Origin of the sequence: Chromohalobacter sp. 296-RDG, from assembly GCF_029889885.1 — a bacterium.
Lineage (GTDB): Bacteria > Pseudomonadota > Gammaproteobacteria > Pseudomonadales > Halomonadaceae > Chromohalobacter.
In genome coordinates this window covers 31,098-44,362 of the sequence record NZ_JARANY010000005.1, presented here as the reverse complement: position 1 = coordinate 44,362, position 13,265 = coordinate 31,098, and the positions used below count along the sequence as shown (strand labels likewise).

Genomic DNA, 13,265 nt, shown 5'->3' with positions numbered 1-13,265 from the left:
ACGCCCTCCCCGGCTTATGCCGGGGAGGGTTTTATTGGTTTTACCAATTATCCAGAATTTTAGCCTTTCGGCTAATAGGCACGCTCGTTTGCCATGCGCGAATATGGAAACACTTTCCATAAGCGGCGAGGCCTAGGCACTGTCCCGCGCCGAGCCCACGCCCACGCGTGGCGGCATCGCCCAAGGAGACTGCATGAATATTCTCTTTGACGAACGCCTGGACGGCACACTGCCGGCAATCGACAAGGATGCCCTTGTAACGCATCTGACCGCCCATTTACCCGGCATGACGCTGCTGCATCGCGAGGAAGACCTTCGCCCCTTCGAGTGCGATGGCCTCTCTGCGTACCGCGTGCTGCCCATGCTCGTGGCGCTTCCCGACACGTTGGAGCAGGTGGAAGCCCTGCTCGGCATTTGCCACGCCCAAGGGGTGCCGGTGGTCACGCGAGGCGCGGGCACCGGCCTCTCTGGAGGCGCCCTCCCCCTCGAGAAGGGAGTGCTGCTGGTGATGTCCCGTTTCAGCCGCATTCTCGACATCGACCCCGAGGCACGTACCGCACGCCTGCAACCCGGCGTGCGCAATCTGGCGATTTCCGAAGCGGCGGCACCTTACGGGCTCTATTACGCGCCCGACCCTTCCTCGCAAATCGCCTGCTCGATCGGCGGCAACGTCGCCGAGAATGCCGGCGGCGTGCACTGCCTGAAATACGGCCTGACCGTGCACAACGTGCTCGCAGTGAACATTCTGACCATCGAAGGGGAGCACATCACGCTCGGCAGCGAGGCCCTGGATGCCCCAGGCTTCGACCTGCTAGCGCTGTTCACCGGGTCCGAAGGCATGCTCGGAGTCATTACCGAGATCACCGTCAAGCTGCTACCCAAGCCCGAGGTTGCCAAGGTGCTGATGGCCAGCTTCGACGACGTCGAGAAGGCCGGCAAGGCAGTGGGTGACATCATTGCTGCGGGGATCATCCCCGGCGGCCTGGAGATGATGGACAAGCTGGCCATCCAGGCTGCCGAGGACTTCGTCAAGGCCGGCTATCCGGTGGACGCCGACGCCATCCTGCTGTGCGAACTGGATGGCGTGGAAGCCGACGTTCACGATGACTGCGAAACGGTGCGCAGTGTCCTCGAAGCGGCTGGTGCTACCGATATCCGCCTCGCGCGAGACGACGCCGAACGCGCCACGTTCTGGGCCGGGCGCAAGGCCGCCTTCCCCGCGGTAGGACGCATGGCACCCGACTACTATTGCATGGACGGCACCATTCCCCGACGCGAGCTTCCGCGCGTACTCAAGGGCATCGCCGACCTCTCGGCGACCCACGGCCTGCGCGTCGCCAATGTCTTCCATGCCGGCGACGGCAACATGCACCCACTGATCCTTTTCGACGCCAATGCCCCAGGCGAGCTGGCACTGGCCGAGGAAGTCGGCGGCAAGATCCTCGAACTCTGCGTCGAGGTCGGCGGCAGCATTACCGGCGAACACGGCGTGGGCCGTGAGAAGATCAACCAGATGTGCGCCCAGTTCAATCCCGACGAGATCACGGTCTTTCATGCCGTCAAGACCGCCTTCGACCCACATGGGCTGCTCAATCCCGGCAAGAATATTCCGACGCTGGCGCGCTGCGCCGAATTCGGCGCCATGCACGTTCACCAGGGGCAATTGCCACACCCCGAATTGCCGCGCTTCTAACGATGCGGGAAGAAAGGTAAAACCGTATGACTCATCTCCATAATCAACAGCCGGCCCCCGCGCCGGGAAGTCAGCCGGTCGCCGATCACGATCTCAGCGACGCTCTGCTCGAACGCGTGCGGCAAGCGGTGCAAGACAATACGCCCTTGCGCCTGGTCGGCGGCGGTAGCAAAGGGTTCTATGGTCGACCGGTGGTCGGAGAAACGTTCTCGCTCGCCGCGCACACGGGGATCGTCCATTACGACCCGGTCGAACTGGTGGTCACGGTACGCGCCGGCACTCGTCTGGCCGATCTTCAGCAGACGCTGGCCGAAGCGGGACAGCAACTGGCCTTCGAGCCGCCGCACTTCGCCGACACCTCCACGGTGGGTGGCATGGTGGCTTGCGGAATTTCCGGCCCGCGCCGCCCTTGGGGGGGAAGCGTGCGCGACTTCGTCCTCGGAACACGCCTTATTACCCACGACGGTAAACGGCTGCATTTTGGTGGCGAGGTCATGAAGAATGTCGCCGGCTACGACCTCTCGCGGCTAATGGTCGGCGCACAGGGCACGCTGGGGGTGATCGACGAGGTCTCGTTCAAGGTCCTGCCGCTTCCCGCCGCCAGCGCCACGCTGCGTCTGGAAATGTCCCGCGACACGGCCATGGCGCGCCTCGCCGAGTGGGGTCGCGAGCCACTGCCCATCACCGGCGCTGCCCATGACGGCGAGGCGCTACACATTCGTCTCGAAGGCGGCCCCGGCTCGGTGGCCGATACCCAAGCGCGCCTCGGCGGCGAACCGGATGACGTCGATTTCTGGCAACGACTGCGCGAGCTCGATCTGGCTTTCTTCTCGCGCCGCCACGATAGTCGTCCGCTCTGGCGGCTATCGCTGCCGCATCGCGCCCCCGCAGTGCCGCTCGACGGCGACGAGCTCGTCGATTGGGCGGGCGCGCAACGCTGGTGGCGTAGCGATACGCCGGCCGAGACGGTGCGCCGACATGCCGCCCGTGTCGGCGGACACGCGACGCGTATCGACCTCGACCAATCTCACGGCATCGAGACGCCTTTCACGCCGCTCTCGCCGGTGCTCGCCAAGTATCACCACCGACTCAAGGCCGAGCTCGACCCACACGGTATCTTCAACCCCGGGCGACTCTACGAGGGGCTATAGCCATGCAGACGAATTTCACCGACGAAGCCCTGCGCCAACCGCACATACGTGAGGCCGACCGCGTCCTGCGATCGTGCGTGCATTGTGGCTTCTGCAACGCCACCTGCCCGACCTATCAACTGCTGGGCGACGAACGCGATGGCCCGCGCGGACGCATCTATCTGATGAAGGAGCTGCTGGAAAGCCGCGACGATGACGACCAAGTCACGCAAGAAACGCAGACGCATCTCGACCGCTGCCTGAGCTGCCGCAACTGCGAAACCACCTGCCCCTCGGGCGTCGAATACCACAAGCTACTGGATATCGGGCGCGCCGAGGTCGAACGTCGCGTCGGGCGTTCCTACAAGGAACGCGCCCTGCGTTATGGCCTGCGCAAGGCACTGGTCGAGCCGCGTCGCTTCCAGGCACTGCTGGCGCTGGGGCAAACCTTTCGCCCACTGGCACCGAGACCGCTCAAGGGCAAGATCCCGCCCCGCACGGTCGACAGTGCCCAGCATACAGAGCGCGTCACGCCCGCGCCCCACGCCCGCCATATGCTGGTGCTCGAGGGTTGCGTGCAGCCGGGGCTTTCGCCCAACACCAATGCCGCCGCGACACGCGTTCTCGACCGTCTGGGGATCGCCCTGAGTTCAGCCCCGGAGGCCGGCTGTTGCGGTGCCATCGACTATCACCTCGATGCTCAGGAGGCCGGGCGCGAGCGTATGCGGGCCAATATCGATGCCTGGTGGCCGCACGTCGAAGCAGGCACCGAGGCCATCGTCCAGACCGCCAGCGGCTGTGGTGCCTTCGTCAAGGAATATGGCGAGATGCTCGCCGACGACCCACGCTATGCTGAGAAAGCACGCCATATCAGCGCACTCGCCAAGGACCTGGTGGAGATCCTTCGCGACGAGGACATCGAGACGCTGGCACCTCGCCACGACAAGCGCCTCGCCTTCCATTGCCCTTGCACACTGCAACATGCCCAGAAACTCGGCGGCGCCGTGGAAGGCGCGTTGACGCGTCTCGGATTCACGCTATCCCCGGTGCGCGATCCGCATCTATGCTGTGGGTCGGCCGGGACCTATTCCATCACCCAGCCGGCCTTGGCGACACAATTGCGCGACGACAAGCTCGACGCGCTCGAATCGGGCCACCCCGAGGAAATCGTCACCGCCAACATTGGCTGCCAGACTCACTTGGCAGGCGCAGGCCGCACCCCCGTCCGACACTGGATCGAGATCGTCGACGAGGCCCTGACCCCGGCTACGGGCGACGCGCCTCGAGCTGCGAGCGGCTCGTAGCTCGTAGCTCACATTTCCCACAGGAGATCTGCATGAAAACTCAAGCCGTACTCGAACTCAGTGACGTCAACCAGTTGCTCGACGCCGCTCAGAAAGAAGCCGACGCTAATGGCTGGTCAGTCACCATCGCGGTTGCCGACGATGGCGGCCATCTGCTTGGACTGCGCCGCCTGGATGGCGCGGCCCCGTTCAGCGCCGGCATTGCCACCGAAAAGGCACGCAATGCCGCCATCGGCCGCAAGGAGACCCAAGCCTTCGAGGACATGATCAATAACGGCCGTACCGCCTTCGTCAGCGCACCGATGCAAGCCTTGCTCGCCGGTGGCGTGCCGCTGATCGTCGAGGGCAACGTCATCGCCAGCGTCGGCGTTTCCGGCGTCAAGCCCGATCAGGATGTCCAGGTCGCCAAGGCCGGCGTCGCCGCCTTGATCTAATCTTTACCTGTCGCGAGACACGCCACTGGCGTGTCTCCTCTTCCCGCCCCTTTTCTCCACTTCTCTCTGCAAGATCGTATTTTCGTTGCCATACTCGCTAGTCCACACCATGAGCACAGCATGCCGAGGAGGCGACATGGCAGGAGGATGGTCGAAGGACGGTGCGGTACAGGATCAAATCGATAGCACCGTCGAGGACGCTGTGCAACGCTCGCGCCAGCAGCTACCCAGTGGCGAGAGTCTGAGCCACTGCGAGGAATGCGGTGATCTTATCCCCCAAGCGCGGCGCGATGCCGTCCCCGGGGTACGCCTGTGTATTGTCTGCCAGGACGAGCGTGACCGGCATGAACGCTTTGATGCCAGCGGCTACAATCGTCGAGGCAGCAAGGATAGCCAGCTGCGTTGAGTCGTTCCGCCGTCGATGAATCGCCTTGCGACCGACGGTGGAACGATCGTTTTCATCGGCACAAGGTATGTTCCTGCCACGCATCGTGTGATTTTTCTAATCTGCCTTTAATTTTATTTTTAAAACAAATTATCGATTCTTTTCATTAAATTCATGACATACTAAAACCAATATAACCATCATTGACATAAACACCTGCGCACTCTTCAATAAACACATAATTAATACTAGGGAGAAAGGGTGATGCGCAGCCTGAAAAAACAAAAAACAGACAATGTTTTCATATTGCTCGAGAACACCCGTCGCGCGAGCGACCACCGCGCTTCATTGTTGTTCGAAAACCCTGAGTACGAAGTGATCTGTTACCGCAACGATGCATTGCGGGGCGCATTGCGCGAGCTCGATGAGTTGCGTGAGCAAGGCTATTACGTGTCCGGTTACCTTGCCTATGAGGCGGGCTACGCACTTTCCGACAAGCCGGATTTCAAGTTTTGCAAACGCGCCAAGAGCGATGCCCCACTCGTGCATTTCTATGCGTTTCGCGATATGCGCCGTTTGTCGCAGCATCAAGCCGGTCAGTTTCTCGAAGCACATGTTCCTGACACGAACCCCGCAGCCATTCGCCACTTGGCACTCAACGCGCGACGCGAAGAGTATCTCGCTAATATCGAGAAAATAAAATCCTATATTCGAGAAGGCGACACTTATCAAGTCAACTACACATTAAAATACCGCTTCGAATATCAAGGTGCGCCCGTCGCCCTGTATCGCAAACTCCGCAATCGCCAGAAAGTCGAGTTCGGGGGATTGCTCAACTTTCCGGAGTATGCAGTGCTGTCATTATCGCCGGAACTCTTCCTGCGCAAGCAGGGCACGGCGCTGGAATCCAAGCCCATGAAGGGCACCTTTCCGCGTGGAACGTCGGCCGAGGAGGATGCCGGTATTCTCGACACGATGCGTCACGATACGAAGACACGCTCCGAGAACGTGATGATCGTCGACTTGCTGCGCAACGATGTCAGTCGCGTCGCCTCGCCGGGCTCCGTGGCGGTCAAGAATCTGTTCGAGATACAGACCTTCGAGACGCTGCATCAGATGATTTCCACCGTGATCGGCAAGATCGACACCAACGCCAGGATCGAGCAGGTGTTCCGCGAGCTATTCCCCTGCGGCTCGATCACCGGTGCCCCCAAGATACGCACGATGCAGATCATCGAAGAACTGGAGCGCGAACCGCGCGGCGTCTATACCGGCGCGATCGGCTACCTGACGCCCCACAACGATTTCTGTTTCAACGTCCCCATCCGCACTTGCATCGCACATGCTGACGGCCATGCGGAAATGGGCATCGGCGGCGGCGTGCTCCATGAATCCGACCCCGAGGCCGAATACGAGGAATGCTTGCTCAAGGCGCGTTTCCTGAGTGGACTCAATCAGGACCTGCAACTCATCGAGACCATGCGTTACCGGGCGGATGGCGCCCACATCGAACATCTCGAGAAACACCTGCAACGGCTGTCACGAGCGGCACGCGACCTGCACTTCGTCTACGCGGCTGCCAGCGTCCGACTGGCCCTCGCCGAGGCCATCGATGGACTCGATTACGACACACGGGTGCGCCTATCCATGGCTCACGACGGCCAGTTCGAGATCACCACCACGTCGCTGGGGGCCGAGGACGAAGCACCATCTGAAGCGCGACTGGGCATCAGTGCCCGCTCCATCGACCAGCACGCCTTCCTGCTGCATTACAAGACCACCGCACGCGATATCTACGATAGCGAATATCGGCAACACCAGGCTCAGGGTGATTACGACGTGGCTTTCCTCAACCATGAAGGCCGCGTGACAGAGGCCAGCCGCCACAACCTCTTCATCGAGAAGGACGGCTTGCTGCTGACACCGCCTCTCGATGAAGGCGTGTTGCCCGGCATCGCCCGTGACACGCTCATCGAAGCGAGTTGCGAGCGCTGTTGCGAACGCCCGATCACGCCGCAGGATCTACTCGACGCCGACGCCATATGGCTAACCAACGCCGTGCGCGGCGCCGTTCCAGTCATGCTCAGCGAGCAGGCCATACAAACGCTTTCCGCCTGGGCGGGTCAGGAGGCTACCTATGCTGTGTCTCATTGATAACTACGATTCGTTCACCTACAACATCGTGTCCTGCCTCAACCAACTCGGCGTCCAGCCGTGGATCGTCAAGAGCGATGCGATGACGCTTGACCAGCTGGCGAGCCACGACATCGAGGGTATCCTGATCTCCCCGGGGCCCTGCACGCCATCGCAGTCCGGCATCACGCTCGAGGTCATCAAGGCCTACGCGGGCAAGGTCCCGATTCTGGGCATCTGCCTGGGCCACGAAGCGATCGCCGAGGCCTTCGGTGGGTATATCGAGCACGCTCGCGAGGTCATGCACGGCAAGGTATCGCACGTTGATCACGATGGACGTGGTGTGTTCACCGGCGTCATTCAGCCGGTGCGCGTGACCCGCTACCACTCACTGACCGTCACCCGACAGCGCATGCCCGCCGATTTCGAGATCAGCGCCTGGACTTGTGACACACAGGGCAATATCGAGGACGTCATGGGCATCCGGCATCGCGACCTGGACATCGAAGGCGTGCAGTTCCATCCCGAGTCCATCCTCACCGAGCATGGTCATCTCATGCTGGCGAACTTTCTCCGCAAACTCGACCAACATCGCCCATTGCCAGGGAAAGTAGCCGGCTTCTAGTAGGTATTTCAGGGAAGGATCCACATGTACACCGGCACCGACAGCCCCACGACGGCGCGTGAAAGCGAGATACTCGCGCGTCTCACCGAGAACTGGAACCAGCGAGTCGCAGTACGCAAGGAGCGACTCGACCTGAATGACTATTACGACACCACGGCGCCGGATTTCCCGCCATCGATGGTGCCCTTCTGGGACGATCCGCGTTGCCAGGCCATCGACGAAGCGGACAAACGCCGCGTCCTCGCCGGCGCCTGGATCAACTACAACGAGAAGACGATCTTCGTCGAAGACAAGGTCATAAATCCCATGTGCTCGCTGCTGCTGCGGGATACTCTGCCCGGCGTCGGCGACACCGTCTCCAAGAAGGCCATCGCGCAGACCCAGGTGGACGAGCAGTTCCATATTCTGATGTGCCTGGAGGTCTGCGAGTGCGCGCGCCGCCAGCATCGGCTCCGGGACTTGCACATTCCCACGCCCCTGCTCGAGCAGCGCATGGAGACAGCGCTTTCCAAGGCAGACAACGAGCGCGAGTTCGCCTTGATTCGGATGGCCTATGCCACCGTGGCCGAGATGACCATCAACGTGTTCTTGAAACGTCTCTCGCAGGACCGCAGCATCCAGCCGCTCAATCGCCTGAACACCGAGCTCCACCGCCAGGACGAAGCCTCGCATGCCGCCATCTTCGGCGAGATCGCCCGCGCCGTTTACGAACGTCTCAGTGCCGGACAGCAAGCCATCTTTCGCGCCCACCTAATGCGCGCCATCGACGACTTCTTCGAACTCGACGTAGGATTCTGGCGCGCCATTCTCGACTATCTGGCGATTCCCGAACGCGAGAGCATACTGCAAGACATGGCCTCGAAGAGCCGCACGAACCGCTCACTTCGCGATTACAGCGCGTTGGTCGAACTGTTGCAGCAGATCGGCATTCACGAGGGATCGAGCTTCGTTTTCCGATAACACGACAGCGCGCGAACAGAGGCAACGCCTTGGCGCCCCTTGCAGGCGCCAAGGTAGTGGTGACAAACGACATAGTGGCGACAAGGTTGGACGCAGGCTCAGCGTGCGTGAAATTCGCGGCCAGCCAGGGTCGGCGCGATCACGCCCGCACGCACCACGAAGTCGCCGAATGCCTCGCCCGCTTCGCGCTCGGCGGCGTAGCGCTGAATCAGCGGCGTGAGCTCCTCGAGAATGGTCGCCTCGTCGATGTTCTCGCGGTAGAGCTTGTTGAGGCGCTCGCCGGCGAAACCGCCCCCCAGATAGAGGTTGTAACGTCCCAAGGTCTTGCCCACGAAGCCGATTTCCGCCAGATAGGGCCGCGCGCAGCCATTCGGACAGCCCGTCATGCGCACGATGATGGCGTCATCGTCCAAGCCTGCGTCATGCATGATCGCTTCTAGACGGTCGATGAGTGACGGCAGATAACGTTCGCTTTCGGCCATCGCCAAGCCACAAGTGGGGAATGCCACGCAGGCCATCGCGTGACGGCGCAGCGGCGTCGTCTCGAACGTCATCGCGTAATCCGCCAGTAGCGTGTCGATGGCCTCGCGGCGCGTCTCGGGCACCTGGGTGATGATCAGATTCTGGTTGGTGGTCAGCACAATATCGCCGTCGTGCGCCTTGGCGATCTCGCGCATGCCCATCATGAGCTGTGGCCCGTCCTCGACATCCGCCAGGCGGCCATTTTGAACGAACAGGCCGTAGTGCCAGAGGCCATCCTCACCCTGATACCAACCGAGCCGGTCGCCGTTGTGGGTGAGCGGCAGCTCGATTGGCGGCGCCAACGACTCGCCCAGGTACTCCTCGACGCGCTCGCGGAAGCCTTCGACGCCCAGCGCCTCGACGGTATACTTGAGACGCGCCTGCTTGCGATCATGGCGATTGCCGTTATCACGCTGCACGAGCATGATCGCTTCCGACACGGCCGCCGCGCGATCCGGCGTACAGTAACCGACGATGTCGGAAAGCCGCGGGAAGGTCGCGGTCTCACCGTGCGTCATGCCCATGCCGCCACCGATGCACACATTGAAGCCCTGCAACTCGCCCGCCTGTACGTCGGCGATGAAGCCGACATCGTGGGCGAACACATCGACATCGTTCTCGGGCGGGATCGCCAGCGCTACCTTGAACTTGCGCGGCAGATAATGCCGTGTGTAGAGCGGCTCGACCTCATCGTCGGTTTCCTGAGGCCCGCCTGCCACGCGCTCCTCGCCGAGGAATATCTCGTGAAAGGCGCGAGTGCTCGGCAACAGACGAGTGCTGATCGCGTGCGCGAGGTCGTAGACCTGACGGTGCACCGGTGAGCGGTACGGATTGGCGGTGCAGATCACGTTGCGGTTGACATCACCACAGGCGGCGATGGTGTCCATCATCGCCTTGTCCAGCGCCTGCAAATGGCCGCGCAGGTTTTCCTTGAACACCCCGTGATACTGAAAGGTCTGACGCGTCGTGATGCGCAGCGTGCCGTTGGCATAGCGCCTGGCGTTGTCATCCAGCGTCAGCCACTGCTCGGGCGATACCCGCCCGCCAGGCAAACGCAGGCGCACCATGAACGAATACAGCGGCTCCAGCTTGCGATGGCGACGGTCGTCACGCACATCGCGGTCATCCTGCTGATAGAAGCCGTGAAACTTGGTCAGCTGGGTATCCGCCTCATTGACCGCGCCGGTGGCCCGGTCGGCCAGGCTCTCTTCAAGGGTGCCATAAAGATAGTGGCTCTCGACCTTGAGCCGTTCATTGGGATGCAGCTCGTCGAGCGACACGTCACGCATCTTGGCGATGATATCCATGTCGGTCTCCTCAATAGACGTCGCGCTGATAGCGCTTTTGCTGCTGCAGGTCACGCAGGTACTCGGCAGCGGCTTCCTCGTCGTATCTCCCCTGCTCGCGAATCACATCGAGCAAGGCCTGGTGGACGTCCGGCGCCATGCGTTCTGCGTCGCCGCACACGAAGACATAGGCCCCGGCCTGCAGCCAATCATAAAGTGTGGCAGCCTGTTCGCGCAGGCGGTCCTGCACGTAGACCTTGTCCTGTTGATCGCGAGAAAACGCCACGTCGAGCCGCGACAGGAGTCCCGTCTTGCGCCATTGCAGCCATTCGGCCTGATACAGGAAGTCGCTACGCCGCCGCCGGTCGCCGAAAAACAGCCAGTTATCGCCGCTCGCCCCACGCGCTTCGCGCTCCTGGAGAAAGGCCCTGAACGGCGCCACCCCAGTCCCCGGCCCGATCATCACGATGGGCACCGCGTCATCGTCGGGCAGCTTGAAATGCTTGTTGTGATCGATGTAGATCGGCACTTGATCGCCAGGGCTGACGCGGTCGGCGAGGTAGGTCGTCGCCACGCCGCCGCGCGCGCGCCCGTGGGTTTCATAGCGCACCACGGCAACGGTGAGATGCACTTCATCGGGGGCCGCGGCCTGGCTCGAGGCAATCGAATACAAGCGTGGCGGCAGCTTGCGCAACGCGCGGATGAAAGTGTCCGCCTCCAGCCCCTCGACCGGAAAATGCTCCAGCACGTCGATGATATGCCGCCCCTGTAACCACTCGCGCAGCTCGTCGCGTGACTCTTCGTCGAGCAGGCGACGCAATTCGGCATCGTCGCTGATCTCGGCCCAGTGATTGAGGAAGGGACGCGTCAGGGTGGTGACTTCGAAATCGTTGAGCAAGGCATCACGCAGTTGACGCCCTTCCTCGTACGGCGTCTCGCCATCCAGTCGCAGAGCGGTCAAAAGCTCGTCGACATAGGTGGGATCGTTCTGCGGCACGATCCCCACGGCGTCGCCGGGGCGATATTCCAGACCCGATTCCTCCAACGAGAGCTCGACATGCAGCGTCTGCTTGTCGGAATCCTCGGTATTGAGCGGCTGCATCTCCAGCACTTCCGCCTGGAAAGGATGCGAACGCGAGTAGGTGGCGACCGCGCCGCCGCTCACATCGGACGCCGGTCCCGGCGCAGCATTCCCCGAGAGCGCGGCGAAGGCGTCAAGCGTCGCGTCGACCCATTGCGTGGCGGTCTCTTCGTAGTCGACATCGGCGTCGACCCGCGCACACAGGCGCTGCGCCCCCAAGGCCTCGAGCCGCGAATCGAGCACCTTGCCGGACTCGCAGAAATATTCGTAGCTGGCATCGCCCAGTCCCAGCACGGCGAAGCGATGGTCGTCACTCAAACGTGGCGCTTTACGTCCCGCCAGCAGCTCGTAAAAGCCCAGAGCGCTGTCCGGTGGATCACCGTCGCCCTGGGTGCTGACCACCGCCATCAACCGGGTGGCCTGCTTGAGGTCTTGCTTGCCGAAGGACGCCATGTCCTTCAGTTCGACGTCGAGCCCCCAGGCACGCGCTCGCTCGGCCGCCTGTTCGGCCACGCCCTCGGCATTGCCGGTCTGGCTGCCGAACAGCACAGTCAGCGGCTCACCGGGGGGCGAGGCCGGCGATTCGGCGGCCGCCGGCGCATCATGCGCATCCAGACCGGCCAGATAGCCCTGCAGCCAGGCACGTTGCCGGGCGTCCAGATCGGCCAGCGCATCATTTAGCCGCCGTGCCTGATTGGCACTGAGGGGGCTGTTCGATTCGGACAAGCGTCCTTGCGACATTGGACCTCTCATCGTTGCCGTGGTGATCTTGAGACTAGGGTGTCTAGGCTAGGCAAGTCTTAAAAGAATTAAAAATTCTAAAAAGAAATTTTTATATTCACTTAAAGACTATAACACCCAGCTACTCGACTGGGCCATCGTTCGCTTGCAAACTTCCTAGCCTTCATGATGTCAGCTCTCTAGACTAGAGCCATATCTCGAACGCTTCATCCATCGAAGGAGGCACCATGAGCGACTCCGCCGTCACCCCTCAGTGGATCGACATCACGTCCCACGACGATCAGACCTTCAAGGGCTACCTGGCCCTGCCACCCGCTGGCAAGGGCCCCGGCATCGTCTTGATTCAGGAAATTTTCGGCGTCAATGCCCACATGCGAAGCGTCGCCAAGCAATACGCTCAGGACGGCTACGTAGTGCTCGCGCCGGATGTCTTCTGGCGTCAGGAGCCGGGCGTCGAGCTCGCCTATGAAGGTGCCGACATGGACAAGGCCTTCAAGCTCGTCGGCGATATCGACTTCACGGTAGCCGTCAAGGACCTGGCCAGCACCGCCCAGGCCTTGCGTCAACGCAGCGAATGCGATGGCGACGTCACCGCTATCGGTTACTGCATGGGCGGCATCCTTGCCTATCTGGCCGCCATCGAAGCCGGCGTCGACCGTGCCGCGAGTTTCTACCCCGGCGGCATTCACAAGCATCTGGACAAGGCCTCACGGCTCGACGTGCCGGTGCAGTTCCATTTCGCTGGTAACGACGGGCATATCCCCGCCGAGACCGTCGATCAGGTCCGCGAGACCTTTGCCGACCGCGACGACGTCACCATCAATGTCTACGACGGCGCCGATCACGGCTTCAATTGCTGGGCCCGCAGCGCCTACCACCGTCACGCAGCGGCGCTCTCCCACGGCCGCACCCTGGTCTTCATCGAAGACCGCGCCTGACACTCAGCTAGCACACCTTAACAGCGAGAACCC

The 13,265-nt window shown here is 61.9% G+C and carries 11 protein-coding genes; 9 read left to right on the top strand and 2 right to left on the bottom strand.

Annotation, left to right across the window (positions count from 1 at the left end; all coding sequences use genetic code 11):
* The first annotated feature begins 193 nt into the window (after nucleotides 1-193).
* From glcD to OP495_RS03645, 8 genes are all read left to right on the top strand, one after another.
* Nucleotides 194-1,693, top strand: coding sequence for a glycolate oxidase subunit GlcD (glcD, locus tag OP495_RS03680; protein ID WP_280567313.1), 1,500 nt, complete (start codon nucleotides 194-196; stop codon nucleotides 1,691-1,693).
* 26 nt (nucleotides 1,694-1,719) lie between these two features.
* The gene (gene glcE / locus OP495_RS03675; protein ID WP_280567310.1) at nucleotides 1,720-2,844 is read left to right on the top strand and encodes a glycolate oxidase subunit GlcE; all 1,125 of its coding nucleotides are present in this window, start codon (nucleotides 1,720-1,722) and stop codon (nucleotides 2,842-2,844) included.
* A 2-nt stretch (nucleotides 2,845-2,846) separates the two neighbouring features.
* On the top strand, nucleotides 2,847-4,127 hold the full coding sequence (gene glcF / locus OP495_RS03670) for a glycolate oxidase subunit GlcF (protein WP_280567308.1): 1,281 nt from the start codon (nucleotides 2,847-2,849) through the stop codon (nucleotides 4,125-4,127).
* A 32-nt stretch (nucleotides 4,128-4,159) separates the two neighbouring features.
* Nucleotides 4,160-4,561, top strand: a complete 402-nt coding sequence (locus OP495_RS03665; protein ID WP_280567305.1) for a heme-binding protein — start codon at nucleotides 4,160-4,162, stop codon at nucleotides 4,559-4,561.
* Nucleotides 4,562-4,697: 136 nt separating this feature from the next.
* The gene (locus tag OP495_RS03660) at nucleotides 4,698-4,967 is read left to right on the top strand and encodes a DksA/TraR family C4-type zinc finger protein (protein ID WP_280567303.1); all 270 of its coding nucleotides are present in this window, start codon (nucleotides 4,698-4,700) and stop codon (nucleotides 4,965-4,967) included.
* Between the two features lie 243 nt (nucleotides 4,968-5,210).
* Entirely contained in the window at nucleotides 5,211-7,100 is a 1,890-nt protein-coding gene (pabB, locus tag OP495_RS03655) for an aminodeoxychorismate synthase component I (protein WP_280567300.1), read from the top strand.
* Nucleotides 7,084-7,704 (top strand): aminodeoxychorismate/anthranilate synthase component II, encoded by a 621-nt coding sequence (locus tag OP495_RS03650; protein WP_280563259.1) that lies wholly within the window; start codon nucleotides 7,084-7,086, stop codon nucleotides 7,702-7,704. Before pabB ends, OP495_RS03650 begins: the two co-directional genes overlap by 17 nt.
* A 24-nt stretch (nucleotides 7,705-7,728) precedes the next feature.
* Entirely contained in the window at nucleotides 7,729-8,664 is a 936-nt protein-coding gene (locus OP495_RS03645; RefSeq protein WP_280563260.1) for a diiron oxygenase, read from the top strand.
* Between the two features lie 98 nt (nucleotides 8,665-8,762).
* On the opposite strand, the gene OP495_RS03640 is transcribed toward OP495_RS03645, so the two are convergent.
* Both OP495_RS03640 and OP495_RS03635 read right to left on the bottom strand, forming a co-directional pair.
* A complete protein-coding gene (locus OP495_RS03640; RefSeq protein ID WP_280567298.1) occupies nucleotides 8,763-10,493 on the bottom strand; it encodes an NADPH-dependent assimilatory sulfite reductase hemoprotein subunit in 1,731 nt (576 codons plus the stop codon).
* Nucleotides 10,494-10,503: 10 nt separating this feature from the next.
* Nucleotides 10,504-12,294, bottom strand: a complete 1,791-nt coding sequence (locus OP495_RS03635) for an assimilatory sulfite reductase (NADPH) flavoprotein subunit (protein WP_280567295.1) — start codon at nucleotides 12,292-12,294, stop codon at nucleotides 10,504-10,506.
* A 227-nt stretch (nucleotides 12,295-12,521) separates the two neighbouring features.
* Between OP495_RS03635 and OP495_RS03630 the strand changes: the two genes are divergently transcribed.
* Nucleotides 12,522-13,232 (top strand): dienelactone hydrolase family protein, encoded by a 711-nt coding sequence (locus OP495_RS03630; protein WP_280567292.1) that lies wholly within the window; start codon nucleotides 12,522-12,524, stop codon nucleotides 13,230-13,232.
* The last annotated feature ends 33 nt before the right edge of the window (nucleotides 13,233-13,265 follow it).

Bases quoted from the DNA above. Each gene is read 5' to 3' on its own strand.
- OP495_RS03640 (WP_280567298.1), bottom strand. From the start codon at position 10,493: ATGGATATCATCGCCAAGATGCGTGACGTGTCGCTCGACGAGCTGCAT.
- glcD (WP_280567313.1), top strand. From the start codon at position 194: ATGAATATTCTCTTTGACGAACGCCTGGACGGCACACTGCCGGCAATC.
- OP495_RS03645 (WP_280563260.1), top strand. From the start codon at position 7,729: ATGTACACCGGCACCGACAGCCCCACGACGGCGCGTGAAAGCGAGATA.
- OP495_RS03660 (WP_280567303.1), top strand. From the start codon at position 4,698: ATGGCAGGAGGATGGTCGAAGGACGGTGCGGTACAGGATCAAATCGAT.
- OP495_RS03650 (WP_280563259.1), top strand. From the start codon at position 7,084: ATGCTGTGTCTCATTGATAACTACGATTCGTTCACCTACAACATCGTG.
- glcF (WP_280567308.1), top strand. From the start codon at position 2,847: ATGCAGACGAATTTCACCGACGAAGCCCTGCGCCAACCGCACATACGT.
- OP495_RS03665 (WP_280567305.1), top strand. From the start codon at position 4,160: ATGAAAACTCAAGCCGTACTCGAACTCAGTGACGTCAACCAGTTGCTC.
- OP495_RS03630 (WP_280567292.1), top strand. From the start codon at position 12,522: ATGAGCGACTCCGCCGTCACCCCTCAGTGGATCGACATCACGTCCCAC.
- glcE (WP_280567310.1), top strand. From the start codon at position 1,720: ATGACTCATCTCCATAATCAACAGCCGGCCCCCGCGCCGGGAAGTCAG.
- pabB (WP_280567300.1), top strand. From the start codon at position 5,211: ATGCGCAGCCTGAAAAAACAAAAAACAGACAATGTTTTCATATTGCTC.
- OP495_RS03635 (WP_280567295.1), bottom strand. From the start codon at position 12,294: ATGTCGCAAGGACGCTTGTCCGAATCGAACAGCCCCCTCAGTGCCAAT.